Here is a 26572-nt window from a genome sequence, read left to right as displayed (position 1 = left end):
TCATACTGGAGGTGAAAGCTATGAAGATAGTTCTTGGATTACCCAAGGGTAGTTTAAATAATGTTAACCGTGGAAACACATACAGACTATTCAGGGATGCAGGTTATGAGGTTAAGGGATACGAACCAGGACGCGAAGAGAATGAAATAGAGATAACAAATGATCCTGAAATAAAGGCATACCTCACAAGGCCCCAGAGTGCCCCCGTCGAACTGAACCGTGAGATGCTTGATATAGCCATAATAGGAGAGGACTGGGTCCGTGAGGAATCCATAAACAGTGGCAATGGATCCATAAAGAAGATAGGCGACCTCGATTACGGTCAGACGAGGCTGATAGTCGCAGTACCCCAGGAGGAGCCATACCGGTCCCTTGAGGACTTTTTCCTCAAAAATTCCGGCAGGGAAAGACCATTGCTGTGCTTCACAGAGTACCCGAACCTCACAAGGGACTTTTTCATGAAGAATCCTGGCTACAGGGAACTCTTCGGGGACAGCAAACCCGTGGTCCAGATAAGGGGGCTGCGTGACGGTGACAATGAGATGGTCCAGATAATAAACTCTGATGGGGCCACAGAGGTGTACATCGCCAAGGGCGCCGACCTCATAGTGGACAACACCCAGACCGGCAGCAGCCTCAGGAAGGCCGGCCTTAAAATAATTGACACCATCATGGAATCAAGTGCAGGGCTCTACGCTGGTCCATCCTGCACAGGTGAGAAACTTGAGAAGGCTGAAATGATATTCAAGCAGCTTTACGGTGCCACCAAGGCAAGGAACTACTTTGATGTCAAGTTCAACATAGCCAACCACCGTGCAGATGATGTGGTTGAGTTTCTGGTGAGGATGAAGTACTGTTCAGATGAACCAACCGTGGTGCGTGGAAGGGAATTTTCACAGGTGAACGTCCTCATAGATAAGAGCAGATTCCCTGAAATGCTCGAGGAAATAAAGGGCTTTGGTGCTTCAGCCATAGTGAGGGAAAACGTCAAACAGTATATAGAATAGTTCCAGAATCTAATTCCCTTTCTTTGCTAAAATAAAAGATAAAATGTATTCGGATTTACTCCGAAACCCTTTCTTTTTTGAGAATGCTGTTAAGAGACCTCAGTAGTTCAAGATCATCTGCTGGATCTATGCTTGCGGTTTTATTTTTGCTGCCACAGTGGGGACAGGTATCATTTCCATCCATCCATGGCTTTCCGCATATCAGACACTTCTGTTTTATCTCAGGAACCAAATTATCACCTTAAAGATCACATGAAGAAAAAATCGGGAGTAGAATGTAGAATTTCATTTTATATAAATCTTCCGAGAAAAATACTTAAAAGCTCCGGATAAAACTTTATACAGGTGGTAACTTGCAATTCAATAGAATTATGCTGCTGGGTGCGGTGATACTTTTTATTTCAGTGAGTGTCGGTGATGCCACTGCAGCGGACATATTCCTGACCTCAGACTGCATATCCGGAAACCGTTCCGCTGACATTGAGAGTCTCAACATTATCAAGACCTGCATCGAGAATGAGAGTGAACACAATGTTACAGTGGACCCCCTGGCTCCAAAACCAGGGGAGGGTTATCGTGCTGTTAAGTGCGCCCGTGAGGGTGGCGTTGCAGTCTATCTTGCAGCATCCTGCCCCGGCGCCATGACGGATGTTGCCAGGATGGCTGCATCAACAGGTAAGGGTGTGATATTCGTTAACACAGGCAGCCTTGACCTCAAAAAGACCACATTCCTCAGAAGAGCATGGGATGATAACTTCTCAAGCAGATACTTCGCAGGCATAGTGTCCCCCTACAGATTTCTGACATCAGCTGGTGTGAGGATCATACAGCCAAACGTTGACTGTGCGGGCTGTTCCTGGGAGGATAAGTGTCGCTTCGTTGCATCAGAGATCCTTCGAATGCTCAATGAAACCCCTGAGATGCTCCAGAGGAAGGGTAGATTCTATAACAGCAAACTCATAGCCTACCACAGCATTGACCCTGCAAGGATGGCATATACTGCAGATGGAATCTACAGGGACATCCTGCGGGGCAGGAAGCTCAAAGGTAGTTACTCAGGTTACACTCCAGCCAGATTCCTTCTCATGGTAACAGATTACATGAACGGCCCCATAAGGCCCATCAAGGTCAGGGGGCCATCAAACGCTGGTGTGAAGAGCACATTCCATGGCTACATCTCAAGGAAGGAATACAGGGCCCTGGCAGCAGATGTTAACAGGTACATGAGAAAATACCTCAAAGCACCAAATTATATCAGGTTCAGGGGTAAAATAATAGGATACAGGGATCTGCTCAGGATATACTCAAAGATTACAAGGACACATACCTCAAAGAAAAAAATGCAGCTACCATCATCAGTCAAGGTCTAGAAATCAGCTGCACATCCCCCCTATTTTTTTAAATCTTACCCACCGGGGCCAGGTAAATGGCAAATTCATCCACCCCGTCAACTCCAAGGACCTCATCAAGGTATTCCTGGTCATAGGCTCCAACTGCACAGGTACCTGCTCCTATGGCCTCACAGGCAAGGTAGAGGTTCTGGCAGACATGACCCGCGTCCATGAGGATCACCCTGTGGGCTGCAAGACCATACCTCCACTCCATCCTGTAGGGTACTGTTGTCCAGATGAAGGTCACTGCAGAATTTCCTGTGAATCTCTGGTTAAAGGTGGCCTCTATGATCCTCTGGGGGAGGCTCTCATCACGGTACTCGACCATCAGCTGGTGGGTTGAAGGTATGTACCTGTAGAGTCCTGTGTCAAGGCCCTCAACATTGAAGACTGCAAGGTATGTCTCAAAGGTGTGCCTGCATCCCGCAGATGGCACATTCCTGAATGCTGTGTCGCCTGCGATGATCCTTATGCCCTGGGTGGCCCATAGAAGGAATGAAAGTTCATCAAGGCCCAGGGGTGTGTCAAGGTAGCTCCTGCGGCTCCTGCGGTTTCTTATGCAGGTTACAATGTTTGCATCGATTAACTCTGCCCAGTCCCTCACTGGAAGGTTTAACCTCTCTGAATCAGGATCCCAGGGCTTCTCAAAGGGCGGGGCTTCAACCCCCATACTCTGGGGTGTTCTTGAAAAATCCACCCTTTTCCTTATGCTGTCCTTGAGGAAGTAACGATTCCTCTCAATTTCATTCATTAGATCACCATGGAATTCAATCTATCTCCAGAAAAAATCGTTCCCGGTTTTTCCACCGAATAGAAATTCAATCTATCTTCACAAGAACCTCATTTTTCCTCAAAAAGCCAGGGACGGCCGGGTGATTGTACTGTGCTATTATGAAGTTTGATCTTGGTTCAATTGAATTCCTTTCAAGCCATTCTTTAAGTTCAGCTATCCTTTGAGCTGCCATATCACTGTTAACCCTCCCCGAGAACCTGTAGGCTGCAAAACGTTGATCCTTCTCTTCGCGAAATCTAATTCTGTCATCAAGTGGCTCCGGGAGAGTTTCAAGGGTGTATGATGATGGCATCGTGAATGATATTCTGTATTTCCCTGAATCAGCATCATCCGGGACCTCCTCTGTCACAGGGACCTTCATGGGTATCCTCTCAGAGGAGCCCAGGTTAACACCGGTTACAGGTGATGTCATTGGAAGTTCCTCCTTCCGCCGGTTACCACCAAATATGTAGTTTGCAAGAATAGAAAAGCCTATGACCATGGCGTCCCTGAAACTGGCTTCAACGTCAACCTGTGCAAGTATATAGCCAGGGTACCTTCTTATCTCAAATTTACCATCCTTCAGTTCAACGGTGTATTCAGGACTCTCAACCAAGGTATGACCCCCCTGATATCTTATATATCGGAGCTTCTATATCTAATTTACATGATGTGGATAGTCACTGCATACTGTGACCTCTGCAGGGCAAAGAGAACCCTTGAGGTTGAGGGTAAAACCCCTCCCTACCACCTGGGTGACAGGATAGAGGAGTGCCCCTGCGGCGGTAAGTATGTTGTTGAGGAGATAATAGAGGTCTAGACATGAAAATGGAGGAGTTTTTAAGTAAGTGTCCTGTCTGTGGCTGCAGGGACAAGGTAGTTAAGAGGAGATTCATGGATGAGCACAAGTCAAGGACGTCCATGAAGGAGATAGTCTGTGAGAAATGCGGCCACATCTTTGAGACCGCAGATTAGGTGGTTTTATGGCATTCCATGTCATGATAATACCATCCATGAACTGTCCCTCAGACTGCAGCTACTGCTGGGGCGTTGACAGGGACTCCAGGGTTATGGACATGGAAACCGTGAGGGAGATGGTCTCCTGGCTTATGGAATTCAGAAATGAACCTGCAACCTTCACATTCCATGGAGGGGAACCGCTCCTTGCGGGATACGAATTCTACCGCGACACCCTCAAGCTAATATCTGAGAGGCTTTCATTCCTCAAGCCTGCCTTCGCCATCCAGACGAACCTCTGGTTGATGACCGATGAAATGGCGGAACTCTTCGCAGAATACAGCATACCCATCGGTTCAAGCCTCGACGGTCCAAGGGAGATAAATGATTACCAGAGGGGCGATGGGTACTTTGATAGGACCATGCAGGGCTATGAGATAGCAAGGAAGCATGGGCTTCGGGTGAGCTTCATAAGCACCTTCACATCCTATTCGATAAGGAGGAGGGAGGAGATATTCAACTTCTTCCTGGAGAACGGTATGAACCTGAAGCTGCACCCTGCCCTGCCATCCCTGAAGAGTTCAGACCCTGAGGAGTGGGCCATAACCGCCGAGGAGTACGGTGACCTGCTCCTGTATCTCCTTGACAGCTACCTTGAGCACTTCGGTGAGATCGAGATACAGAACATAGACCACTTTGCAAAGAGCGCATTCCTCAGAAGGGGGTTGTATGTACACATGCTGATTGTGTGGGCAACACCTTCGCAGTTGACCCCTACGGTGATATATACCCATGCTATCGCTTCGTTGGTATGAAGGACTACATAATGGGTAATGTGGCTGAAAGGCCCTCAATGGAGGATCTTGAGGAGAGTGAAGCCCTAAGGAGGCTCTATGAATGGAGGGAACTTGTTGATGAGGAATGTGGCGACTGTGACTTCTACAGGTTCTGTCTCGGTGGGTGCCCCTACAATGCAATCACCATCAGGGATGGTGAAATGGAGATAGACGGTGTTGACCACCAGTGCGAGGCCTACAAGATGATCTTCGCCGAAATCAACAGGAGGGCCAACAGGGAATTCCTTGAATCCGGAATCCTTGGAGGTAATAAGAAGACTAAAAGGCCCGGTGTCCTTGATATAATGATGAAGTAGTGAATTACCGGAATATTATGAAACATTCTCTGAAAACAGGGCTGAGCTTTGGTCTCACCTCGGCCATAATAACAACCCTCGGCCTCATGGTTGGACTGCATTCAGGTACCCATTCAAGACTTGCTGTTATTGGCGGAGTCCTTACAATAGCAATAGCTGATGCCTTCTCAGATGCAATGGGTATACACATCTCTGAGGAGGCAGAGAATGTTCACACAGAGGGAGAGATCTGGGAATCCACCCTTGCAACATTCATCAGTAAATTTTTATTCGCCCTCACCTTTCTTGTTCCAGTTCTTACTCTCGATTTAACACTGGCTATTATCGTATCCATTATATGGGGTCTTCTTCTTCTGACGGTTCTGAGTTTTCATATCGCAAGGTCCCGGAATGTTCCTCCAGGAAGGGTTCTGCTGGAACATATTGCAACAGCCATCATGATCATAGTAATAACACACTATGCAGGGGACTGGATATCCTCAACCTTTGGTTAGGGGGTATGCTGTTCTGAAGGGGTCCCTATGATTCCATCAATCAATGGTTCAGGACTCGATGGAAGTCATAATCTGCTGGTAGGATACACTGCAGGCCAGGTCGATGGCCTCTGAGATGTGGGAGTCGTCACCATCAATGACCCATGCCCTCCAGAGGCTCTCTGCCTCCAGTGACTGGTCACCGTCCACAGCAACCATGTGGGGTTCAAGGAGTATCGCCCTTATCTCGTAGAGCGTGTGGAGGTATCTGCTGGATCCTGAGGATGTGTGGGGACCGCAGATGCCATCGGAGATGTAGTGACTTGCAACCCCATAACAGTAACTTGCATAGCGGTAGTTCCCTGCATCGTAACTTATTTTTCCCTGATTCAACCAGAAATTAGCCTTTTCAAGATTGTATGGATACACATGGTACTTAAAGTCAAGGAATACCGTGTCAGGATCATCAGCGCCATTCTTCATTTCATCAAGGCTCATCCTGTTCCTCACGTCCTCTGGCATTTCACTGTATACCTTCTCTGCAATGTCATGATGGTTCTTCACTGACCATGCAGATGCACCCTGAACCTGCATTGCTGAAAGAACCAGAATCAGAATTATAAGGATGGTCCTCATGTTAACCTCAAATAAAAAGTTCTGTAAATTGATTGGATGACCCTGTATAAAACCTTTGCGTCTATCTATGAGACAAAAAAATCCAGTGAAAAAGGAGGATGCATCTATAAACGTGTCTTATTTAAATTAAATGCCGACTATACCAGCCATATTTATTTTCAGACGCCCTGTCTCATTTAATTCAGCCATTACAGCGAATACCTTTATTCTGCAAAGGATGCATCAACCGACATCAAATAAAGAACTTCCTGGAAAGGTTGTGCATATAGAGAGAAAGATTAAAAAAATAAAAACGAATTCAGTAAAGGATACAAAATGTCTTAATCCTTCCTCATCGCTGCAATCCCAAAAAATGGGGCACAATGGGGATCCGCCGCAGCCGAAGGGAGCACAGACCCATATATGAGTTTCAGTGACCTCGCAGATAATGAAGTTACTGATGTCCTGTGATGACAACCATTGCCAGTCCACTGCAAAAAACTATAAAACACGCCTCAGCTTCATTGTGCCGTTACATGAGTAGACCTCCGCAGGTATGGAGAATGTCTCAACACAGGTTTTCACAGAATCCACTGAACTCCGGGGCGCTATGATCCATAATCTCACACCATCGGTGTACGCAAATCTTCTCCATTTCCTGATATCAGGTGCATCGGAGGCTATATCGACCAGAATTTCGTCTGAGTCATTTAATGCACGAATATCCGGGACAAAACCCTTTAAAGTTCTTGGCCTTAACTTTCTTTTACCGTTATTTATCTTTAAATTATATCCCGCAGTTCTAAGGTGTTCAACAGCTGTTCTTAACATTAAAGAGTATTCTTCATCAATTCTGGAGTAATTTAAGGATTTCCTAATCATTTCAGGCCCCTTGAATCTTTTTCCATTTTGACCGTATGAAAATGGTTTTCTGAACATTGTATATAGTATAGTTGAAAGTAGTATAAATACTTATACCTCAATCAGGTATTGCTACAAAAAATATATATTATGGGGCATCATAGTAGATATTGGTGATTATGATGAGCGTACTTGATGATGAAACACTGAAGATGAGGTACATTGAACTTGTGAGGAAGGGTGTTCTGGAAAGGGACGAATGCGCTTCCTATGCAAACAAGGACGAGTTGAAGCCGTGCATGAAGAAGAAGGTTGAAGAGTTTGATGATTTCTTTGTACCGGGAACTGTCCTTATAAGTGAAAGGGCATCCTACAGGTTGAGGGTCGGCTACCCCATGGAATAACCCCTTTTTTTTAAGGTTTTTTTATATTGTAAGTCCAGCATGACTAGATTATCACAAGTTTACCTGCCCCTGTTATGGAGTACCTCTCAAACATCTGGGACTGCTTCACGAGACCCATATCCATCAGGGCTGAGAGGTGCTTGTAGACCATTGCCCTTGAAATCCCCACCTTCCTTGAGAGGAGAACCGCATTGAGACTCTCCTCCTCAAGTGCCTCGAGTATCCTCAGCTTGGTATCAGAGATATCCATTTTAAGGGGTGGTAACCTCACCGCGGATTCTCCGAAACATGTGTAGATGGCATCCACACCCTCCCTGTGGGCAACAAATGAAAGTATGCCCCCAAGTCCGTCACCATCAGAGGCCACATAAACCTCTCCATGCTTTCTGGCCCCCCTTATAACTTCAGATATCCTCCTGGCCGCCTCAATGGGGTCTTGGGTGTCAATTCTAACTATTCCCCCCTTAACGAATTTTTCAAGGCAGGAGTCATTGACCTCCCCTGTCTGAATAGATATCAGTCCATCGATCTGGGTCTTCATGGCCACATCAAAGAGGCACCTTCCCCGCAGGTTGCTCACAAGGGTCTTCATAACATCATCCATTTACAATTCTCATTTAATGATAAAATATTCTCCTTAAAATATATAATTATCTACCTGGTCTTTCCAGAAATGGGAAACCTTAAATTACAGCATGGAAAATTGTTCATTAAAAAACATGTTAAAACAGGGGATGTTAGATGACTGTTCAGGAAATGAAAATTGCGGGTGATGACCTCACAACAAGGGACATCAACAGGAAGATAAAGGACGGGCTGAACAATGAAATCAGGCGCTTCGAAATAGAAAGCAACGCCGAACTTGACTCCATTGTTGTTGGAATCAGGGAGGAAGCTGAATTTATCCTGAATGGTAAATTCGGTGACTTCATAGGTGCCCTCAACCACGGCCCCAGAATAGAGATAAATGGCAAAACCGGAAGATACGTTGGAAACAACATGACAGCCGGCGAGATAGTGGTCCATGGGGATGCAGATGATGGTGTGGGTTTTGGAACCTACAACGGTACCATCGTTGTCCATGGGGATGCAGGTGATGGTATCGGCCAGCTTAACAAGGGAGGCATCATAATCATAGATGGAGACATCGGAGACCTTGCAGGACTCTACATGTTGAGCGGTGACCTCATAATAACCGGGGACAGCGGAGAGGACACCGGTGACTGGATAATAGGGGGCAACATATACGTCGGAGGTGACTTCGATGGCGGTACCAACACCAGAATCGTTGAGATGGAGGACTCCGATATAAGGAAGCTAGCAGCCCTCTTTGAGCATTACTCAATAGAAGCATCTCCAGATGAGTTTAAGAAAATACAGAGAAAGGAGATACGTCCATTCTACGGTTAGGTGATCCATATGGTGCAGATACTCTTAACAGAACCTGAAAAATGTGATGGCTGTAACAAGTGCCTTGAGGCATGTGAATCTGTCCTTGGAAGGAGTGCGATTTTCCTCAACAAGATGGACACCGGTTACCATGCCATAGTCTGTCAGCAGTGCGTGGACCCATCCTGTGCAAGGGGCTGCTTCAGGGACGCCATTAGAAGGGAAAACGGTGCAGTTAAAATAGATCAGGAATCCTGTGTCGGCTGCAAGCTCTGCATGCTCATGTGCCCCATCGGTGCCATAACCTACACCGATGAGGGTATGGTAAAGTGTGACCAGCAGTGCATTGAAAAGCCCGGAGACACACCCGCCTGTGTGGCTGCCTGTGAACAGGGCTGTCTTGAGGCCCTGGACGTTATGGAATACGTTAATGACATCCAGAGGGGCTTTGAGATCAAAACTCCCAGTACAGGATCAATAACACCATCATCCCCCTCATCAGACCTTGCAGCAGCAACCCAGGGGCTCTGCGTATTCTGCGGCACCTGTGAAATCGTCTGCCCAACAGATGCCATAAAGATAGTGGAGGACCATGCCGAGATAGATAAGACAAAGTGCATAATGTGCGGTTCATGCCTTGCAGCATGCCCGGTCCTCATACCAACCGGTGCAGGCAGCATATGGGACCCCAGGACAATCGCAGATATAAGGTACACCTCAAAGGCTGGTAAGTACGTCCTCAGGGGATTCGGTACAGAGAGGAGGCTGCCAAACTTTGATGATATAATCATACTCCCTGCCCAGGCATCAATTCCACCAGTTGACAAGTACAGGGAGCCCTGCAACACCAGCGTAGTCCTTGGTGACAGATTTGCAGAGGAACCACTGGTACTCCAGACCCCCGTACTCATTGCAGGTATGTCCTTCGGTGCCCTCAGCAAGGAGAGCAAACTCGCAATGGCCAAGGGGTCATCCATGGTGGGATCCTGCGCCAACACCGGTGAGGGAGGAATGCTCCCTGAGGAGAGGGAACTCGCAGATAACCTCATGGTACAGTACTCAAGTGGAAGATTCGGTGTATCCTCAGATTACCTCAACGTGGCCGATGCAATCGAGGTCAAGATAGGTCAGGGGGCAAAGCCAGGTATGGGTGGACACCTGCTGGCAGAGAAGGTGAGCCCGGAGGTTGCGAAGATCCGTGGGATACCCGAAGGTACTGACGCCCTCAGCCCTGCCCGTTTCCTAGACGCCACAAGGGAGGGTGACCTTGCAAAGCACATAGAACTGCTCAGGGAGGTCACCGACTGGAGGGTGCCCATAGTCGTTAAACTGGGACCCGGACGTGTCTATGAGGATGTGCAGATCGCAGCGGAGGCCGGTGCCGACGTTATCTCAGTGGATGGAATGGAGGGCGGAACCGGGGCAGCCCCAGAGGTTGTGATAGAACATACCGGTGTGCCAACCCTCGCAGCCCTCGTGCAGGCAGTTAATGGTCTCAATGATATAGGGCTGAAGGACGAGGTTGACCTCATAATAACAGGGGGTATCCGCAGCGGTGCCGATGTTGCCAAGGCCATGGCCATGGGAGCCGACGCGGTTTACATAGGTACCGGTGCAATGATTGCAATGGGATGCCGTGCCTGTCGCATGTGCTACACAGGTAAGTGCCCTGTTGGTGTCGCCACGCAGGACCCTGTCCTGAGGGAGAGGATGGACGTGGACCTTGCAGCAAGAAGGGTTGCCAATTACATAAAATCCATGACCGAGGAGGCCAAGATGCTGGCCCAGCTTGCAGGACACGACGATATACGTAAATTCAGTCCAGAGGACCTCAGGGCCCTGGACACCAACACCGCAGCTATAACCGGGCTGAAACTCATAAACCAGTGACCAAATAAACCCTCATCCATTTTTTTAGTTTTTTAGAATTATACATCCTAATAGCAAAATAAAAGCCCTCCATTTTTTCTTCAGTTTTTGAAAAAACTCCATAACATTCCTTCAATCAGCAGCTCTTTAAAGTCAGAACATACCTTTATAACAGGATGCCTTCAGAGTTAATCATATGATTGAGACAGAAAAAAGGAACCGGATACTGCTTCTGCTCTTTGTTGGAGTATTCATGGGGGCCCTCGACATAGGAATCATTGGCCCCGCACTTCCAGCCATAGAGGGCTACTTCAAGGTGGATCCCCGGCTTGCATCCTGGACATTCATATCCTATATACTCTTCTTCATGGTCGGGACTCCCCTCATGGCGAAGCTCTCCGACAGGTACGGGCGCAGGGACATCTACATACTTGACATCATCCTCTTTGCTTTGGGGTCGGTCATAACTGCCATCTCACCATCATATCCCCTCCTAATCCTCGGAAGATCCATACAGGGCTTCGGTGCAGGGGGGATATTCCCTGTTGCAAGTGCATTCATAGGGGACACATTTCCCCCCGAAAGCCGTGGGAAAGCCCTCGGTATCATAGGATCCGTATTTGGTTTCTCATCAATAGCCGGACCTATCCTGGCGGGTTTCATACTCCCCTATGGCTGGCAGTGGCTCTTCCTCATCAACATCCCAATTGCGGCCACGATAGTTGTCGGGGGATTCCTTATACTGCCAGTTACAGGCAAAACGGACGATGGTGAATTTGATGCCAGAGGGACCCTTCTTCTTGCCATCATTGTGGCCTCCCTTGCAGTCGGGATAAACCAGATCGATACCACTGACCTCACAGGGAGTTTGATGAGGCCCATCGTAGTGGTACCTCTCATCCTGGCAGCGGCACTCACACCCATACTCTGGAGGGTTGAAAGGGCTGCACCCGATCCCGTGGTGCAGGTTGACCTGCTGGCCAGCCGTGAGGTCCGCATTGCAACCGCAATCTCTGCTGGTAATGGCCTATCCCAGGCTGCAATCGTATTCATACCCAGCTACGCCCTCCTCGCCCTTTCACTGTCAGAGTCCATGGCCAGTTTCAGCCTCCTCCCCTTCGTCACCACCATGGCCCTCTCGGCCCCCATTGTGGGTGTTCTGCTGGACAGGGTTGGTTCAAGGGTAGTGATGATCTCAGGGAGCCTTATCCTGATGGTTGGGTGTACCATCATGGCCCTCCTCTCATCAACCACCCCTCTCTTCATACTTGCTGAGGTGCTCATGGCCCTCGGACTCATAACCGTCATAGGGGCACCCCTCAGGTACATAATGCTATCTGAAACTCCCCCCGAACACAGGGCATCTGGACAGGCCCTGATAAACATATTATCAAGTGCAGGGCAGCTTGTTGGAGGTGCACTCATCGGTGGCATTGTAGCGTCCATGGGTAGTGGAGTAATGGGTTACAGGTTCTCATTCCTCTTCCTTGTTGCAGTTGCATTCACACTCTTCCTGCTATCAACCGGTCTCAAGGGAAGAAAGGAACAGCTTGAGACAATGAAGAGGAACATTTAAAAGAAAGGACTATCCGGTGTTACTGACTCAAAAAAAATAAATTAATGGGGATTATTCTGATGTGAGGTACTGGTAGGTGAGGGCTGCAAGGACAGCTCCCACAACCGGTCCTATGACGTAGATGGGGAAGTAGTTCCAGAGGTTGGTGCCAGCGAAGACCATATCATTGAGGTATGGGCCGAAGGTACGTGCCGGGTTAAGTGAGCTTCCAGTTATGTTACCTATGGTTGTGATTATACCTGCAACTGTGAGGCCGATTATGATCCCTGCGAAGCCCTTCGGGGCCCTCTCGTCCACGGCTATGCCCATGATTGTGATCATGAGGAGGAATGTTCCCACGGTCTCTGCAAGCATGGCCTGCCAGTAGCCGATTCCCGGGAAGGGTGCTGTGGCCCCCAGTCCACCTATGGTGGCTGCAGTTATACCCGCACACTGGAGGAATATGAAGCTTGCGAAGGCGGCTCCCAGGAGCTGTGCAATGATATAGGGTACAACGTCGCGCCCCGGGAACTTCTTAACAGACCAGAGCCCTATGGTCACAGCGGGGTTTATATGGCACCCGGAAATGTTTCCCAGTGCGTATATGCTTGCAGCTATTGCAAAACCGAATGCGAGACCTATGGCAACCCAGTCACCAAGGCCACCCAGGAGACCTATGCCTATGTTAAATGGGTTTGGAGCTGTGCCCCCAGATGCTATCATCAGGGTTATGGCGGCTGCCCCGGCACCGAAGAACACCAGAAAGAATGTGCCTATAAACTCAGCGATACACCTCTTTGTAAGGGATACCATCTCAATCCTCCTTCATGACGTTGTAGCAGTAGGGGCAGAGTATCCTGGGCAGTGTACCCTTAACCTTCTCTGCCGGGAAGGGGTAGCCTCCGCTCCAGATCTCGGTTTCCTCCCTTATGGCGTGCTCGGTGCAGAGCCCCATTCCGCAGACTATACATATTGCAACCGCATCGGTGTCCTTGCCCTGTTCGGCGCAGACATAACATTTCATACAATCACCAAAAAATGGATGGGTGGGTGAAGCTATACAGCTTCTCTCCACTGACAGTGGTTGTGCCTGAAGTCAATTAGGGCTGCTGCTGCGCAGTTCTTACATGTCCTTGCAGGTGATGCAGCGCTCTCCTTGTGGAGTGCGATTATGTTGGTCATGAGTGTTGCGGTGACCGGTTCACTTGTAAGGAGGCATGGGTAGTCAGCAAGTCTCATGAGGGCTGAGAACCTCACTGTTATTGCACATGCCGGGTATGTGTAGCGCTGTGGGTTCATTATGACTTCATTTTCGTGTATAGGTGAGAGATCAACCTTGTAGTCGCCGACCATGGGTTCAAGTGGCCCCTCTTTTCCGTTCAGCATCCTCCTTGCCTTATCTATGTGTGTCCATCCACGGTATATCATGTCCATGAAGTCGCTGTTGTGCAGTTCAGCTGCAGCTCCCCTTGTGGGGTATAGCTGGACATAGTTGTGGAACCTCTTTGTGAGGAGGTCGACAACACCTATTGCATTGAAGCCGTCAAGTTCTAGTATGTACTCAACAGCACATGCAGATGACCCTGTTGCAAGGCTAAGGACATCGTATTCACTCTTGAATGATGATACTGCGCTGTTGAGTGTGCTGTCCATGACCTCGGTGGTTGCCTCTATTATGGCCATGACAACGTCGTCCTTGCACATGTTGTAGGTGGACTGGGCTATGTGGTGTGATATGTCACCAACACAGTATGCTGGTACAGTGAGTATGTTACCGTAGTGTACCCCGTCATCCATGGCTGCCCTGACGGTTGCCTCCATCTCCTTCCTGTAGCGGGACATGTACTCCCTTACATCGAATGATTCATGACCATGGTCGTCCATGAGTTTTGCCTGGGCCTCCACTGGCTCCTCATAGATGTATTTCACCATTTCGATTTCCTTCCGGGCTGCCTCTGCGGCGGTTGCCCCCCTCTCAAGTTCGTTTGCAAATACCTCCCCGATACCATATGAGGTGTTCATACCCCATGATTTTTCTGATAGTATTGCCTGTTTGTGCATCTCGGGGATGTCGGTCTCCCTGAGAATCCTGTTCACCACGTTGCTCGTGCTGCCCGGCATGAGGGCGAAGTCAACCACACATGTTGGGCCGTAGAATCCACCGTACCTTCTTATTGCCTCTTTTCCTATAAGTGCCTCAGACTTTTCTATGGCATCTATGAATGCCTGGAGGCTCTTTTCAAATTCGCTGTCCTCATCCCGGAGTATTTCAAGGACCACAGGTGTCTGGTAGTGTTCCACGAATGGGTCGTCCTCTGGTCTTATGGTGTCTGTCAGGCTGTCAAGTATCTCATAGTGGGCCTTCACTGAGTTTTTGTGCAGGTTTATCACCGCCTCGCTCTGGTCTCCTGCAGCCTTCATTTCCTGCACAACGTCCAGGTAGGCCTTCGTATCCCTTATTTTAAACTCTTTTCCCCTGTTCTTTTTTATGGTCTCCACATCGGCTTTCTGGGCCATCATGGCCTCTTTTACCATTTTTTCGTACAACTCAGCCATTAGATCACCTTCGGTAGAACTGCCCTGCCCTTAGAAGGGTACACAGATTCCACCAATATTAAATAGGTCATCTACATTAATATCAGTTTCTAAATGTTACAAGACAAAAGCTTTAAATAGCAGCTATTTTCTAAAAAAACTTCAATTTATAATGATTATTAATTAAAATTTTTCTGTTCATGTGGCAAATGTGAAGTACCTGCAGGTACATATATCCACTGTGGTGATGACATGCAGGTTGACTTCAGCATGGAGAACATCAGAAGGTGCCTCTGTCTTGAGTGTCCCGTCCAGAGGGAAAGTCGGTGCGTGAGGGATAAGAAGAAGATAATGCTACTCATAACCCAGCAGGACCTTGACAGCGCCATGCGCATGGACACAGACAGGGTTCCAGGGGTCTACTGTTCCACAGGAAGGGCCATTTGCAGGGATATAGATCCACATGAAGAGTGCCTCTGCAGTGGGTGTGAGGTATGGAAGGAGCACATATTATCTGAAAGTGATGTGTCTGACTATTTCTGTATCAAAAAGATATCGAGGTAAAGGCTACAAGATAATCAAAAAACGCCTTATCAGAAAATAGAGCGAACGACATGGAAATAGAGTAATAACATTCTACAAGTATGAAGTCACATATAAATTGGACGGGAAAGGATACCCCATATACGTGCATGGATGGAAGCACATATAAAGTAGACAGAAATCCCAAACCAGACTGTGGCAAAATCAGAGAGGGTTGCATGGAGATTATCAGTGGCATCGGAACCTTGTATAACACTCTTAAAGGCAGGAATGACATTTAAACACTGCAGGAGGCCTGCTCACAGGTTCTTACCTCATAAAAAAGGTATCAGAGATATATGATGGATACTGGGGAAAATAATCCTCAACTCTACTAAAGATGATGACAATGAAAAATAAGAAGCCCCAATCATTCACCATATTTATGGCTACTCTTGCATAATTGCTGCAGTATATGTAATTCTATGAATCATCCCATAAACTTGAAATATCCCCAGGCATTATAGCCGTCATCTTCATAATGATGAGAACAATACTGGATGGTGTCCTGGAGGTGAGATCCTGGTTACTCGACATTTCGGTGTGTGTACTGACTATCATATCCATTTTTCATGGCAACCTCCATCAATATCGTGAAGAACGCTAAAGCAGCCAATCGTCACCACACTTGTAATGGGCATATCTGATTTTGGAGGTCATACCAACTTAAATACAGCATCATGCAAATGGATTCTTTAATAGTGTTAAGCATCCAATAATTCATTGAAATCTCCTGTTTCCCCCTCCATCTTTCCTTATTTGCTACTATTACCTCGGAGGCGAGCTGAGTGATGTTTAAAGGCCTCCTTTTATGTGATTAATACATTAACATAGCACCGTAATATATATATGAGTTTTTCTTATAGATTTATTATCAACCTGATATGTGGTGAATAGTGGATGAGAAAGTCGTGTCTTTTGGGTTTGCTGATCCTCTTAACACTCGCAGTATCTTTTAACGCTGCTGCGGCCGCACAAACCCCACGGGATAACAGCAGTAACTCCACGAATCCCATGGACTTATCCACAGCAGATAACTTGGAAGAGAACTTCACGGATCCAGCAGAGTTCACTATAGACGATAACATCACAGCAGATAACACCGGCGTGGTCCTGCAGACCAGGAACTACACCTGCGGACCGGCAGCACTCGCCACACTACTCCAAACCTTGGAATAAACACAACCGAGGATGAACTCGCAGACCTCGCCGGCACCACAGAAGAGGGTACAACAATGCAGGGCCTCCTGGAGGCGGCAAAGGCCAAGGGCGTTAACATGACAGGCATGAAACTGAACATCACAGAACTCCACGAGAACATGATCGCATATACAATGAGTGATGGTGTGGGACACTACACCCTCATCAGGGAAGTCAACAATGAAACCGTTAAACTAGCAGACCCCACCATGGGAAACATAGAAATGTCACTGGAAGAATTCCAAGAAATCTACACAGGATACGCCCTCATAATCAAGAGCAGTGATAACACAGAAGCAATGGAAAACAGAACGGCATCAGACAACCAGACAGAACATGAAATGAATCCAATGAATATCTCAACAGATCAGCCAATACAAGGCACAGACTCAGCTAAAATCCTCAGCACAGAGGAAATGCAGAACATTAGAGGCAAGTTGTGGTGGCTTCCTATTACATTATATGGTTTGGGTAATATAATAGTCACTGTCAGGGATAAGTATGTGCCGCGAAAGTACTGGAAATACTGTGCATATCACCCGCCAAATAAAAGAGTGAAAGCATACTTGGGGCGTGATCACTGTATACATTATGTAGAATACTAACCATCCAACCAATTATTTTAAAAGAGGAGAAAAATTATGAAAGATAAAATGTTTATATTAACGTTGCTGGCGGTTTTTGCCATAAGCGCGGCTGTAGTTTTATCAGGGTGGATGCAGGGGGATGAGCTGGCCCCATTCTTCTATATTGTCTCAGGAAACGCTATTAATTCAGCAGCTTATATCCTCATTTTAGATGTCATGGTTATACTGTACATGACCGGTTTGAATAGGGTTATCAAAGGTCTTGGTGGATGCTATGATCATTGCCTTACCAGGACACTACTGATCAGCGCGCTGTTCACACTGGGATTCAACCTCATAGGTTTAACAAATGCCATCCTCACAAAAACACCCATCAACAAAAATGTTGTGGGGGCCACATGCGTCGCGCTTACAGTAACCGCCGCCGCATATATCGTCTTTACAGTGCTAATCATCAAAAGACCAGTAACTGATCCAAAGACTGAGAAAAGCCATCAAAAGCATTATTAAAATACAGCGAACAAAAAACAAAATGGAAGCCCAGATCTTAAACATCTAAGATGAATAAACATGGATGTTACAACAAAACCGCGGAGAACACAGCGAATAGAACCCCTCAGCACAGAGGAAATGCAAAAGATCATTGGTAAAAACTGGAAGTACCGGTTGAAGAAGAAGGGTAAATGGCATGGTAAGGAGTTTAACTGGTGGAAAGTTTATTACTGGGCTGCTGTTGCGGGGACAGTGTACGGTGGCCCATGGGGCAAAGCTGGCGCCCTTTATCTCATGTTTGAACCCTCAGAAGGGCGTTATTATCGTACACATTGTGGGTGGTGGTATTAAAGTACCACCATTTTTCTTATTCAGGAGGTTTTTATAATGTCTGATGAAAGGAGGAATAGAGATTTGAGATATTTTTTAGGCATATTCACGGTTTTTATGGTAATTTCATTCCTTTATGTGTTTGATGTCCATGGAGCCTCGGAGTTAATGGTTTTTCTGATGATGCTTGCCATGCTCTCCCTCTATGGTTATAGAACTTCAAATCGACACAATAAATGGCAGCTTAAAGTTTTTGTTGAGACGGTCCTCACAGCACTCTTCCTCTACATCATACTGGTACTTCAACCAGCATTAAACACCTTAAACTGGTATGTAGCCATCGGATTACTGACAACACTCTTCCTAATCAACGCGCCTCAACTGAAAACTTTCCTAAGAACCGCCACTAAAAACAAAGAGACTTAGGACCCCCCATTGAGGATTGGGAATCTACTGGGATAACTGTACATTATTCCCACAGTTTGAGTGGAGATATGGTTGGCATATTTTATAGTCCACATTATGAGAGGAGAATACTTTGCTATTCAAAGGTGAATTAGGATGACATTTTGTCCTGACCGGATATTTTATAGCGCATTTCAGCATGAAAGGGGAAGAAAATGTTAATATGATAGTGGTGGCCCTAACATTATGTATTATGAATCTGGTGGAGTTTGTGGTCAAAGGCCCCGCGGGGACATTATTAGGTGGCCTCAGCCCCTTCTGGCTAATATGCCTTTGCCTCGGATCCTTCTTCATAACACTAATATTGATGACACTGGGATTATTCGCGAAGATTAAACCAAAAGCATCTTGACCCTCCAACCAGCATTTCCTATCGGACCTTTACATTGACAAGCACAAAAGAGGGGGATCCAAAAGCTAATAGAATCAACGACCAGTAAAATTAGGGGAGATGCAAGAACGTCAAAGGCAAAAGACCATATAAGCACGGATAGAGATCAAATCGCGAACATAGCAGATAAAAAGTCCTAAGCAGAGAGGAAATGCAAAAGATCATTGGTAAAAACTGGAAGTACCGGTTGAAGAAGAAGGGTAAATGGCATGGTAAGGAGTTTAACTGGTGGAGAGTCTACTATGGGTGTGCCTGGGTTTGTGTGACGCTAGGTTACACAGATCATCCAGTGGGTAAGTTTTTTGGTTTATTAGGGACAGCTTACTTAGGTACTATAGGAACAGCGCATGTTAATGAGGGATGGTGGACATATACCTAATTATTATTTTAATTTTAGGGAGTGGAAGAAGTATGTTTGAGATAAGTGAAAAAAATGAAAAAAGAATAACATTACTTTTGTGCGTGGTATTTTTTGGCATTTTTTTATACATAGAATTTAATTTTTTCCAATATTTAGAGTTAAGATTGTTAATGTTCATGTTAATGATACTAACTTTCTATGGATACATCAGACTTCAAAGTATTTATAATAGTCCTGGAAGAAGATTAAAACTCTTGTTTTACACAATATTTTTGGCTTTATTTTTTTATATAGTAGTATTAACCCAACAGCCATTATCACTAAGAACTATTATGACTGTAGTGGCTATAGCGGCGTTAATTTTACTTACATTTGATCAACAAAGAAGGAAATAAACTTTTGACATATATAAACTTAATTTGGCATAAAGTTGGAAAATATGTAATTGGCGGCACTTTAGTTGGGGTTGTATAATAGGTTTGTTTCTGATGCTTGCATGGTTGCCTGGTGGTTGGGCTACACACTTGAAGAGGCATATTAGCAATTTGGAGTGGTTGTGCCTATTTATAGGAATGATACCTCATAACATCAAAACTTTGATTTTTTTAGATATGAAAAATTATTTCACTTTTTCAACCTGCTGGGCTTTGGTGTTATAGCTTTAGGAGTATTTAATGATCTGGAAGCTATTTAGGTTGGAATCCTTGGGGTGAGCTGTTTCTGGAGTCGGTATTACAGTTACAGGGGCTGCAGGTAAAAAAATGGAACAACAACGTACAGATTAGCAGAGGCAATTATGTTAAGGAACACCAGAAAAAAATGAAGGGAGAACATGATCATGCAACATTACAAATAAAACAACCCCCAAAATCCTCATATTTATATTTTTCGGTCCCTAAAAGAGATAGTAATCTTTTTATACTATAATGTGTTATCATATTATGGTGGTGGCTGTGAGGAGGTTATTGTTTCTTCTGGCAATCCTCTCTTGTTTCTGTCTTTTGGGCAGTTCTTCAGCTGTGAGTTTATCCTATGATGAGATTTGTGACGTTTCAAAGCTGATCGGAAACTACACTGCACAACATGAAAAAATACCATCACAGGTTGTGATTAACGGTAAGAATGTGTCGGCAGACGACTACCTCTACGCCTCATCCTCAACCATCATAAACCTCGATCAGGGTAGGAGAGTTGGCTTGTCATTCAATAGTATGGCCTCCCCGCCCAGTCCAAGTGGAACAGGAACAGGAACACTCCAAAAAGCAGGATACTTGCAGGTGGCAAAGAATGTTAAGGCTTTCATGGAATCCTATGGGAGGTCGCCGAATTATGCCAGCACAGCCATTGGACAAGTCCGCCCAGAAAGCCTAATATATGCCAATGCAAGGATAATAAACTTCTACAACAGCACAGGAAGACTACCAAACTATGTAACAGTAGAATATGTTACAGGTAAGGGTGGAATTATAGTAAGGCCAAGGGCAGACTACACCTACACAATACAAGGCTATAATGTCCAATTCCAGGATAAAAGTACAGGGACAATACAATACTACAAATGGGACTTCGGAGACCAAAGCACAAGCACCCAGAAGAATCCAGTACACGCCTACAAACCAGGAACCTACAAAGTAACCCTAACAGTCCAAGGCTATGGCATAACAGACACGAAGACTATTACATTGGAGGTTATGCTTGCAACGGTCCATGTTAATTCCACGGCAACATCCTCTGGGAAGCCCCTAAATTTAACATTTAAAATTCCGCTCAATGACACGGTTAAATGGATTAGTATAGGGGCTATATCTTCGGGCCTATTCAATGAAACAATATTCCTTGTGGAGGATGGCATAGCATACAAACTAGCCGAGGTCACTAACCCATTCTACCAGGCTAACAGCCAGAGTCAAAGAGAAATAGTCTGGCAAGTCATAGCTGGCCTGAACAGACTCATAGAAATTTACACAAAACTCGGAGCAGAACCTCAAGTGAATGAATATCTCAACAACTTCAATTTAACCCAGGCAGAAAAGATATTCATACTCACAAACTATAACAAGTGCATAGACCCTTTACAGGTCAGTGTGGAGTATCCCGGCGAGGAAAAGGTGACAATAGCCAATATAACATTCCCAGGGAACAAATCAACAAGAACACTCCTCCTACTCTACACAAACGGCCAATACATACACCCACCAGGAGAAACAGGACCCAATATCATAATAAACGACACTCTCATCTGGGAGGCTAGCAACTACGACGCCATCATAACCTACACCCTCGCCACAGGGAAGATAACAAACCAGACATTACAAAAGTGGCTAAACAGGACATACGAGCCCGGACCATTAAAGGCAGCCCACGGAACATTCCTAACAGGCCTTGAAGTAATATACCTCCACGATCTCATCGCAGAAGAAGCAGCCACGCGCTATAATGTAACATGGACCAGGACCATGCCAGTGATGGTCTCAGCAGGAGACCACAGCCCAGGGACATGGATAAGCCTCGAATGCAACCACAACATGGCCGTGAAAGCAGAAGGCACACCCGAAAACATTAAAGCATTCAATTATGCGAGAACATCAGCTATAAATCCAATAGAATACTATGTGATGGAGGCCCTCTTCCCAGGATCAGACCCCACAAGCGCGCCCACAACAGGAATAGGCCTAACACTCCTCAACGGCGGGTCACTAAACATCCTCGAAAGCGGGAATTACACGCTTATCAGTGACGGGCAGGGAAGATACCTCATCATAGACCATGCAACAGGGATAGTAAGGGACATGATCTATGCTTTCATGGGAGCATACTGCTACTACCACCAACAAACAGAATGGGCCCAAGAACTTGGCCGAACCATAATGTCCTCTGAAAGGTTAAAGTCACTCTTGGATGGTAATGGCACAGTAAATCTTGAAGGTTTAAGGGATAGTGTGGGAAAAGCCTTCATGGGTCTTATAGTTTCAATGCGACTCGCCCTACATAACCCCATGACCTTTGTTGAAATCATCAGTTATGGCTTGGTGGGTCAGGGCCTCATAGGAGTTAACATAGCAGCATACGCAACAACAATAGCCTACATAAACTCCAAACTCAACAACATTACAGGCAGCATCAAAGAATTTATCGTGGAACATCAAACATACATTTCAAATGATTTTGTTGAATATATGCTTCCAGCAGTAATATATGTATTATCGAAATCTGGTGGTGGGGTAATACTTCAGCCAGTTGGTTTGTGTATGGCTATAGGCAATGGGATACTCGATTTTAGGGATCATTATCTCCCAGAGGAATATTGGAAATATATTGCATATCATCGTACATGGGCTCATGGTTATGAGCTTAGGGCTTATGTTGGTGAGGATCATTGTATACACTATATTGAAATACCGAAGGACCCTGATGGTACTCTACGGTGGGATGAAGCAGTATATATTTAAGGTGGTGGTTTGTTTGGATTGATAAGCTTTATGTGCTGATTATCTAGGTGTTGGTTTCAGTGGCAGATCTACTAAGTTGTGTTTGGTTTTGGCTTTGAGGTGATTTGTGGTGGGGTGATTGGAGAAAAAGGATGGGTGGTTCTATGTTAGGTTTAAGAATAATCATAGGCTGTATACTTTTTATGTTAGTATTTATAGGTTGTATATTACTGATATTAGGAGGTTTAGGAGAACGGGAAAAGAGGTTGGATTTTCTCTTATATGGGGTTATAGGTGGTGTGTTGCTTGCCATTGGATCTTTTTTCCTTGGGGGGGATGTGGGGGCTTTCACATTCCTCATAATCTCTTTCATCTTCTTAAATAAGATAGGGAAACTTAAGATGGAATGGTTAGCCAAATCCTCCATAATACTAGCATACATCTTTGCTTTAACAATGATAATCTTAGACAGAATATTAATAGGTATTTTTGCTCTGATAGTCGCAACCCTTTTAATCAAAGAATCCAATACTTCAGTATGAAGGATCCCATTGCATACAACATGGAATGCCGAAGAACCCTGATGGTACTCTACGGTGGGATGAAGCAGTATATTGTTAGTGAGAAGGGTCTTTTTTGGATTATGAATCTTTGTTTGGGAAGGTTTATTTTCTTATTTGTGTTGATATTATTTTATATTTTGTTGGGATTAGGCATTTTAATGGTTTGGTTCCAATAGCGGCCCTTTTAACCGTGTTTATTTATTTCCTTTTATTCTGGTTGCACTTCTTCGTGGATGAGTTGAAGGGAAAAAAAGAAGAAATAAGATGGATGATTGCCATAATCCTTGCATTAATTATATTCGGAACATAAAGAGGAGTTATCATGTTGCCAAGATGAAGGGGGATGTTAAGGTTTTTTTCATTTAATAGACATAAAACAGGAATATTATGGGAGCATACTACACCAACAAACAGAACTAGCCAAAAAACTTGGGAATGAAATTTTGAATTGGAGTGGTTGGTGGAAATTTATTGGTGTTGCTGGTGTTTCAACAGCCGAAGCAGCTGCACTTGAATTGGGTGTGCTTTCAGCCCCAGAAACACTAGGTTTAGGCTTGGTTATTACCCTGGCTCTAATTATTATCATGGAGCATCCTGAATGGCTACCATACATCGAAGATGCTATGATGATGAGCATGCTACTTTCACCTGGTGGTTTGCCAACATTCATCACCTACACACTACTAACAGGAGACACACAACCAATACAAGAATTAGCAAAAATAATACCTGACAAGGAATGGAAGAAAAGAATTACAAATTGGGGGGAGCTTCCTCAAGTGAATGTCCCATCATCCCCAGACCCTGATGATATAGGAAGGGCTATAAATAATTTAGGTAAACTCATGATGGATGAATGGGATCTGTTCAAGGAGGCTTTAAAGGATGGGGATGTTGTGGGCGCCATAAAACATGGAGGCACTATAATAGGCACTGGGATGGCTATTGGAAGCCTATTGGCCTATGAGAATCGTGAAGCAATAGAAGCCTGCATACTAGGATTCAAAAACTACCTAGAAAAGAAGTTGAGAGAGGCTGGAGGATGAACCCCCTTAAGAAAATAAAGGATTGGATAGCCGAGGGAAAGGCTGGATGGCACCTTGCTGGGGGCCGATCAAGCCTAAAACAGGGAAAATACAAAGAAGCCCTCAAAGAATTCAGGAAAGCCCTCAAAGCAAGACCAAACAACCCAGAAATCCTCCACTACAATGCAATAACACTACTAAAACTCAAAAGACCAGAGAAAGCCTTAGAATGCTATGAAAAAATCCTCAAAAACAATCCAAAACTTGCAGAAGCATGGAACAACAAAGGACTAGTCCTCAAAGAACTTGGGAGATATGATGAGGCACTAGAATGCTATGAAAAAGCACTAAAAATAAATCCAAAGTATGCAGGAGCATGGAACAATAAAGCACTAGTCCTCAAAGAACTTGGGAGATATGATGAGGCACTAGAATGCTATGAAAAAGCATTACAGATAAACCCCAAACTTGCAGATGCATGGTACAATAAAGGCTCCGTTCTAATTTACCTTAAAAAATACAAAAAGGCACTAAAATGTTTCGAAAAAGCCATAGAGCTAAATCCAAAAAATTATAGAGCTTGGGGAACTAAAGGAATAACATTACATAACCTTAAGATATATGAAGAAGCATTAAAATGTTATGACAAAGTTCTCCAATTAAATCCACAAGATGATAAAGCTTGGAACAACAAAGGACTAGTTTTCAATGAACTTGGGAGATATGATGAGTCACTAGAATGCTATGAAAAAGCATTACAGATAAACCCCAAACTTGCAGAAGCATGGAACAACAAAGGAGTAGTCCTCAGTGAACTTGGGAGATATGAGGAGGCACTAGAATGCTATGAAAAAGCCCTGGAAATAGATCCAGAAGACGACAAAACATGGAACAACAAAGGACTAGTCCTCGAAGAACTTGGAAAATATAAGGATGCGCTGGAATGCTTTCAAAAAGCCCTTGAAATAAACCCCGAATTCGCCGATGCATGGAAATGGAAAGGCATAATCCTAGAAGACCTCAAAAAACCAGAGGAATCCCTGAAATGCTACAAGAAAGCCCTCAAACTAAACCCCCCAAAACAAAACACTATGGTACATGCAAGGAAAAACACTACAAAAACTCGGCAAACACAAAGAAGCACTAAAATGCTATGAAAAAGCCCTGAAAATAGACCCAGAATACAAAAAAGCCAAAAAAGCCCTGAAAGAACTCACCATCCAAAAAAAATCAACCATAAACCCAAATCCCAGGATCAAAACCTCCACACAACAGGAATAGGCCTAACACTCCTCAACGGCGGGTCACTAAACATCCTCGAAAGCGAGAATTACACGCTTATCAGTGACGGGCAGGGAAGATACCTCATCATAGACCATGCAACAGGGATAGTAAGGGACATGATCTATGCTTTCATGGGAGCATACTGCTACTACCACCAACAGACAGAATGGGCTCGGGAACTTGGCCAAGCCATAATATCTGAAAAGTTAGATTCGCTCTTGGATGGTAATGGCACAGTAAACCTTGAAGGTTTAGATGATAGTATCAAGAAGGCTTATATTGGCCTTGTAATCTCCATGTACATTGCCCTGGAAGGTCCAATGGCTTTCGTTGATATCCTCAATTATGCTCTTGTGGAGGGATTTATAGGACTCAACATGGCAGCATATGCAACAATAATAGCCTACACAAGCCTCCTAAACATCACAGACGATATCAAAAAATTCATCATAGAACACCAAACATACATCTCAGAAGATACTGCTCACTGTTTGATCCAGGTTTTGGCATATGTGTTAGTAAGGTATGGTGGTGAAATATTTCAACCAATTGGATGGTGTATGCGGATAGGTGATGGCATACTTACATTTAGAGATCATTATCTTCCCCAAGAATATTGGAAGTATATTTCGATTCATCGTACCTGGATTTATGGTTATGAGTTGAGAAGTTATGTTGGTGAGGATCATTGTATACACTATATTGAAATACCGAAGAATCCTGATGGTAGTTTGAGGTGGGAGGATGCAGTATACATCTAAGCTTTTTCAGTTTTTGGCGTATTTTACGATCCGCGGCAACTATATGGGGCTAAAATTCTCAAACGAACCCTAATGGGGTAGTCTAAGTGGATGATATAGGAGGTGTCTTTTCTTGGATTATG

The 26572-nt window shown here is 45.1% G+C and carries 32 protein-coding genes and 1 pseudogene; 24 read left to right on the top strand and 9 right to left on the bottom strand.

The features are described 5' to 3' along the window. Nucleotides 1–20 precede the first annotated feature (20 nt). Nucleotides 21–1007 (top strand): ATP phosphoribosyltransferase, encoded by a 987-nt coding sequence (locus MTH_RS00520; RefSeq protein ID WP_048060741.1) that lies wholly within the window; start codon nt 21–23, stop codon nt 1005–1007. A gap of 55 nt (nt 1008–1062) precedes the next feature. On the opposite strand, the gene MTH_RS09795 is transcribed toward MTH_RS00520, so the two are convergent. After that, nucleotides 1063–1239, bottom strand: a complete 177-nt coding sequence (locus MTH_RS09795) for a hypothetical protein (RefSeq protein ID WP_010875757.1) — start codon at nt 1237–1239, stop codon at nt 1063–1065. Nucleotides 1240–1360: 121 nt separating this feature from the next. On the opposite strand from MTH_RS09795, the gene MTH_RS00515 reads away from it, so the two are divergent. Beyond that, a complete protein-coding gene (locus tag MTH_RS00515) occupies nt 1361–2377 on the top strand; it encodes a pseudomurein-binding repeat-containing protein (RefSeq protein ID WP_010875756.1) in 1017 nt (338 codons plus the stop codon). Nucleotides 2378–2405: 28 nt separating this feature from the next. On the opposite strand, the gene MTH_RS00510 is transcribed toward MTH_RS00515, so the two are convergent. Both MTH_RS00510 and MTH_RS00505 read right to left on the bottom strand, forming a co-directional pair. Then, nucleotides 2406–3149: a SagB/ThcOx family dehydrogenase gene (locus MTH_RS00510; protein WP_010875755.1), complete on the bottom strand. Its 744-nt coding sequence runs from the start codon at nt 3147–3149 to the stop codon at nt 2406–2408. A gap of 67 nt (nt 3150–3216) precedes the next feature. Further along, on the bottom strand, nt 3217–3786 hold the full coding sequence (locus MTH_RS00505) for an SOUL family heme-binding protein (RefSeq protein WP_010875754.1): 570 nt from the start codon (nt 3784–3786) through the stop codon (nt 3217–3219). 54 nt (nt 3787–3840) lie between these two features. Here MTH_RS00505 and MTH_RS09790 point away from each other — a divergent pair, with 54 nt between their 5' ends. The 5 genes from MTH_RS09790 to MTH_RS00495 are packed head-to-tail and all read left to right on the top strand — an operon-like array spanning nt 3841 to nt 5774. Beyond that, nucleotides 3841–3990 (top strand): hypothetical protein, encoded by a 150-nt coding sequence (locus MTH_RS09790; protein WP_162828721.1) that lies wholly within the window; start codon nt 3841–3843, stop codon nt 3988–3990. A gap of 2 nt (nt 3991–3992) precedes the next feature. Further along, on the top strand, nt 3993–4145 hold the full coding sequence (locus MTH_RS09485) for a TIGR04165 family Cys-rich peptide (protein WP_083750434.1): 153 nt from the start codon (nt 3993–3995) through the stop codon (nt 4143–4145). An 8-nt stretch (nt 4146–4153) separates the two neighbouring features. After that, complete coding sequence (locus MTH_RS00500; protein ID WP_010875753.1) at nt 4154–4942, top strand: TIGR04083 family peptide-modifying radical SAM enzyme; 789 nt, start codon at nt 4154–4156, stop codon at nt 4940–4942. Next, nucleotides 4876–5280 (top strand): SPASM domain-containing protein, encoded by a 405-nt coding sequence (locus MTH_RS09965; protein ID WP_238374216.1) that lies wholly within the window; start codon nt 4876–4878, stop codon nt 5278–5280. The genes MTH_RS00500 and MTH_RS09965 overlap by 67 nt, the downstream gene beginning before the upstream one ends. A 17-nt stretch (nt 5281–5297) precedes the next feature. After that, nucleotides 5298–5774, top strand: a complete 477-nt coding sequence (locus tag MTH_RS00495; protein ID WP_048060740.1) for a membrane protein — start codon at nt 5298–5300, stop codon at nt 5772–5774. Between the two features lie 48 nt (nt 5775–5822). On the opposite strand, the gene MTH_RS00490 is transcribed toward MTH_RS00495, so the two are convergent. Both MTH_RS00490 and MTH_RS00485 read right to left on the bottom strand, forming a co-directional pair. Next, a complete protein-coding gene (locus MTH_RS00490; RefSeq protein WP_238374215.1) occupies nt 5823–6347 on the bottom strand; it encodes a zinc dependent phospholipase C family protein in 525 nt (174 codons plus the stop codon). A gap of 522 nt (nt 6348–6869) precedes the next feature. Continuing rightward, on the bottom strand, nt 6870–7307 hold the full coding sequence (locus tag MTH_RS00485) for a hypothetical protein (protein WP_010875748.1): 438 nt from the start codon (nt 7305–7307) through the stop codon (nt 6870–6872). A 104-nt stretch (nt 7308–7411) separates the two neighbouring features. Between MTH_RS00485 and MTH_RS00480 the strand changes: the two genes are divergently transcribed. Then, nucleotides 7412–7633: a hypothetical protein gene (locus MTH_RS00480; protein ID WP_048060739.1), complete on the top strand. Its 222-nt coding sequence runs from the start codon at nt 7412–7414 to the stop codon at nt 7631–7633. Nucleotides 7634–7676: 43 nt separating this feature from the next. Here the strand turns inward: MTH_RS00480 and MTH_RS00475 are convergent, their stop codons facing one another. Beyond that, nucleotides 7677–8237, bottom strand: coding sequence for an ArsR family transcriptional regulator (locus tag MTH_RS00475; RefSeq protein ID WP_010875746.1), 561 nt, complete (start codon nt 8235–8237; stop codon nt 7677–7679). 137 nt (nt 8238–8374) lie between these two features. Here MTH_RS00475 and MTH_RS00470 point away from each other — a divergent pair, with 137 nt between their 5' ends. The 3 genes and pseudogenes from MTH_RS00470 to MTH_RS00460 form a co-directional block, all read left to right on the top strand. Further along, nucleotides 8375–9043, top strand: coding sequence for a tributyrin esterase (locus MTH_RS00470; RefSeq protein WP_010875745.1), 669 nt, complete (start codon nt 8375–8377; stop codon nt 9041–9043). 9 nt (nt 9044–9052) lie between these two features. Then, nucleotides 9053–10912: a glutamate synthase-related protein gene (locus MTH_RS00465; RefSeq protein ID WP_048060738.1), complete on the top strand. Its 1860-nt coding sequence runs from the start codon at nt 9053–9055 to the stop codon at nt 10910–10912. A 169-nt stretch (nt 10913–11081) separates the two neighbouring features. Next, nucleotides 11082–12467, top strand: a pseudogene (locus MTH_RS00460) (MFS transporter); the annotation flags it as partial. A gap of 51 nt (nt 12468–12518) precedes the next feature. On the opposite strand, the gene MTH_RS00455 reads toward MTH_RS00460, so the two are convergent. The 3 genes from MTH_RS00455 to MTH_RS00445 are packed head-to-tail and all read right to left on the bottom strand — an operon-like array spanning nt 12519 to nt 15002. Next, complete coding sequence (locus MTH_RS00455; protein ID WP_010875742.1) at nt 12519–13259, bottom strand: MIP/aquaporin family protein; 741 nt, start codon at nt 13257–13259, stop codon at nt 12519–12521. 1 nt (nt 13260) lies between these two features. Continuing rightward, nucleotides 13261–13470, bottom strand: coding sequence for a DUF2180 family protein (locus MTH_RS00450; RefSeq protein WP_048060737.1), 210 nt, complete (start codon nt 13468–13470; stop codon nt 13261–13263). Between the two features lie 32 nt (nt 13471–13502). Then, the gene (locus MTH_RS00445) at nt 13503–15002 is read right to left on the bottom strand and encodes a DUF2193 domain-containing protein (protein ID WP_010875740.1); all 1500 of its coding nucleotides are present in this window, start codon (nt 15000–15002) and stop codon (nt 13503–13505) included. A gap of 231 nt (nt 15003–15233) precedes the next feature. On the opposite strand from MTH_RS00445, the gene MTH_RS00440 reads away from it, so the two are divergent. The 13 genes from MTH_RS00440 (at nt 15234) to MTH_RS09945 (ending at nt 26450) form a co-directional block, all read left to right on the top strand. Further along, nucleotides 15234–15545: a DUF2769 domain-containing protein gene (locus tag MTH_RS00440; RefSeq protein ID WP_010875739.1), complete on the top strand. Its 312-nt coding sequence runs from the start codon at nt 15234–15236 to the stop codon at nt 15543–15545. 918 nt (nt 15546–16463) lie between these two features. Then, complete coding sequence (locus tag MTH_RS09250; RefSeq protein ID WP_010875736.1) at nt 16464–16742, top strand: C39 family peptidase; 279 nt, start codon at nt 16464–16466, stop codon at nt 16740–16742. Further along, nucleotides 16697–17368: a cysteine peptidase family C39 domain-containing protein gene (locus MTH_RS09245; RefSeq protein WP_143485717.1), complete on the top strand. Its 672-nt coding sequence runs from the start codon at nt 16697–16699 to the stop codon at nt 17366–17368. Before MTH_RS09250 ends, MTH_RS09245 begins: the two co-directional genes overlap by 46 nt. Nucleotides 17369–17404: 36 nt before the next feature. Further along, a complete protein-coding gene (locus MTH_RS00425) occupies nt 17405–17860 on the top strand; it encodes a hypothetical protein (protein ID WP_010875734.1) in 456 nt (151 codons plus the stop codon). Between the two features lie 60 nt (nt 17861–17920). Then, complete coding sequence (locus MTH_RS00420; RefSeq protein WP_010875733.1) at nt 17921–18193, top strand: hypothetical protein; 273 nt, start codon at nt 17921–17923, stop codon at nt 18191–18193. Between the two features lie 36 nt (nt 18194–18229). Continuing rightward, on the top strand, nt 18230–18598 hold the full coding sequence (locus tag MTH_RS00415; protein ID WP_010875732.1) for a hypothetical protein: 369 nt from the start codon (nt 18230–18232) through the stop codon (nt 18596–18598). A 1732-nt stretch (nt 18599–20330) separates the two neighbouring features. After that, nucleotides 20331–22838 carry a pseudomurein-binding repeat-containing protein gene (locus MTH_RS10145; protein ID WP_269899393.1) on the top strand — a complete coding sequence of 836 codons (2508 nt, stop codon included), beginning with the start codon at nt 20331–20333 and terminating at the stop codon, nt 22836–22838. A gap of 143 nt (nt 22839–22981) precedes the next feature. Further along, a complete protein-coding gene (locus MTH_RS00395) occupies nt 22982–23359 on the top strand; it encodes a hypothetical protein (RefSeq protein WP_238374214.1) in 378 nt (125 codons plus the stop codon). Between the two features lie 94 nt (nt 23360–23453). Further along, nucleotides 23454–23690 carry a hypothetical protein gene (locus MTH_RS00390; RefSeq protein WP_048060734.1) on the top strand — a complete coding sequence of 79 codons (237 nt, stop codon included), beginning with the start codon at nt 23454–23456 and terminating at the stop codon, nt 23688–23690. A gap of 133 nt (nt 23691–23823) precedes the next feature. Further along, on the top strand, nt 23824–24426 hold the full coding sequence (locus MTH_RS00385; RefSeq protein WP_010875723.1) for a hypothetical protein: 603 nt from the start codon (nt 23824–23826) through the stop codon (nt 24424–24426). Continuing rightward, a complete protein-coding gene (locus MTH_RS00380; RefSeq protein WP_010875722.1) occupies nt 24423–25562 on the top strand; it encodes a tetratricopeptide repeat protein in 1140 nt (379 codons plus the stop codon). The genes MTH_RS00385 and MTH_RS00380 overlap by 4 nt, the downstream gene beginning before the upstream one ends. After that, complete coding sequence (locus tag MTH_RS09950) at nt 25504–25686, top strand: tetratricopeptide repeat protein (RefSeq protein WP_010875707.1); 183 nt, start codon at nt 25504–25506, stop codon at nt 25684–25686. Before MTH_RS00380 ends, MTH_RS09950 begins: the two co-directional genes overlap by 59 nt. Nucleotides 25687–25820: 134 nt before the next feature. After that, nucleotides 25821–26450, top strand: coding sequence for a hypothetical protein (locus MTH_RS09945; RefSeq protein ID WP_238374213.1), 630 nt, complete (start codon nt 25821–25823; stop codon nt 26448–26450). Nucleotides 26451–26572: the final 122 nt, after the last annotated feature.

This window comes from Methanothermobacter thermautotrophicus str. Delta H (assembly GCF_000008645.1).
GTDB classification, from domain to species: domain Archaea; phylum Methanobacteriota; class Methanobacteria; order Methanobacteriales; family Methanothermobacteraceae; genus Methanothermobacter; species Methanothermobacter thermautotrophicus.
Note: the sequence above shows the minus strand (reverse complement) of the source record. Positions and strands in the feature narration are given on the sequence as shown.

Excerpts from the sequence above, each read along its gene's own strand:
- MTH_RS00520 (WP_048060741.1), top strand. The coding sequence starts at position 21 with ATGAAGATAGTTCTTGGATTACCCAAGGGTAGTTTAAATAATGTTAAC.
- MTH_RS00510 (WP_010875755.1), bottom strand. The coding sequence starts at position 3,149 with ATGAATGAAATTGAGAGGAATCGTTACTTCCTCAAGGACAGCATAAGG.
- MTH_RS09790 (WP_162828721.1), top strand. The coding sequence starts at position 3,841 with ATGTGGATAGTCACTGCATACTGTGACCTCTGCAGGGCAAAGAGAACC.
- MTH_RS09485 (WP_083750434.1), top strand. The coding sequence starts at position 3,993 with ATGAAAATGGAGGAGTTTTTAAGTAAGTGTCCTGTCTGTGGCTGCAGG.
- MTH_RS00500 (WP_010875753.1), top strand. The coding sequence starts at position 4,154 with ATGGCATTCCATGTCATGATAATACCATCCATGAACTGTCCCTCAGAC.
- MTH_RS00495 (WP_048060740.1), top strand. The coding sequence starts at position 5,298 with ATGAAACATTCTCTGAAAACAGGGCTGAGCTTTGGTCTCACCTCGGCC.
- MTH_RS00490 (WP_238374215.1), bottom strand. The coding sequence starts at position 6,347 with ATGCAGGTTCAGGGTGCATCTGCATGGTCAGTGAAGAACCATCATGAC.
- MTH_RS00485 (WP_010875748.1), bottom strand. The coding sequence starts at position 7,307 with ATGTTCAGAAAACCATTTTCATACGGTCAAAATGGAAAAAGATTCAAG.
- MTH_RS00480 (WP_048060739.1), top strand. The coding sequence starts at position 7,412 with ATGAGCGTACTTGATGATGAAACACTGAAGATGAGGTACATTGAACTT.
- MTH_RS00475 (WP_010875746.1), bottom strand. The coding sequence starts at position 8,237 with ATGGATGATGTTATGAAGACCCTTGTGAGCAACCTGCGGGGAAGGTGC.
- MTH_RS00470 (WP_010875745.1), top strand. The coding sequence starts at position 8,375 with ATGACTGTTCAGGAAATGAAAATTGCGGGTGATGACCTCACAACAAGG.
- MTH_RS00465 (WP_048060738.1), top strand. The coding sequence starts at position 9,053 with ATGGTGCAGATACTCTTAACAGAACCTGAAAAATGTGATGGCTGTAAC.
- MTH_RS00455 (WP_010875742.1), bottom strand. The coding sequence starts at position 13,259 with ATGGTATCCCTTACAAAGAGGTGTATCGCTGAGTTTATAGGCACATTC.
- MTH_RS00450 (WP_048060737.1), bottom strand. The coding sequence starts at position 13,470 with ATGAAATGTTATGTCTGCGCCGAACAGGGCAAGGACACCGATGCGGTT.
- MTH_RS00445 (WP_010875740.1), bottom strand. The coding sequence starts at position 15,002 with ATGGCTGAGTTGTACGAAAAAATGGTAAAAGAGGCCATGATGGCCCAG.
- MTH_RS00440 (WP_010875739.1), top strand. The coding sequence starts at position 15,234 with ATGCAGGTTGACTTCAGCATGGAGAACATCAGAAGGTGCCTCTGTCTT.
- MTH_RS09250 (WP_010875736.1), top strand. The coding sequence starts at position 16,464 with ATGAGAAAGTCGTGTCTTTTGGGTTTGCTGATCCTCTTAACACTCGCA.
- MTH_RS00425 (WP_010875734.1), top strand. The coding sequence starts at position 17,405 with ATGAAAGATAAAATGTTTATATTAACGTTGCTGGCGGTTTTTGCCATA.
- MTH_RS00420 (WP_010875733.1), top strand. The coding sequence starts at position 17,921 with ATGGATGTTACAACAAAACCGCGGAGAACACAGCGAATAGAACCCCTC.
- MTH_RS00415 (WP_010875732.1), top strand. The coding sequence starts at position 18,230 with ATGTCTGATGAAAGGAGGAATAGAGATTTGAGATATTTTTTAGGCATA.
- MTH_RS10145 (WP_269899393.1), top strand. The coding sequence starts at position 20,331 with ATGGTGGTGGCTGTGAGGAGGTTATTGTTTCTTCTGGCAATCCTCTCT.
- MTH_RS00395 (WP_238374214.1), top strand. The coding sequence starts at position 22,982 with ATGTTAGGTTTAAGAATAATCATAGGCTGTATACTTTTTATGTTAGTA.
- MTH_RS00380 (WP_010875722.1), top strand. The coding sequence starts at position 24,423 with ATGAACCCCCTTAAGAAAATAAAGGATTGGATAGCCGAGGGAAAGGCT.
- MTH_RS09950 (WP_010875707.1), top strand. The coding sequence starts at position 25,504 with ATGCAAGGAAAAACACTACAAAAACTCGGCAAACACAAAGAAGCACTA.
- MTH_RS09945 (WP_238374213.1), top strand. The coding sequence starts at position 25,821 with ATGGGAGCATACTGCTACTACCACCAACAGACAGAATGGGCTCGGGAA.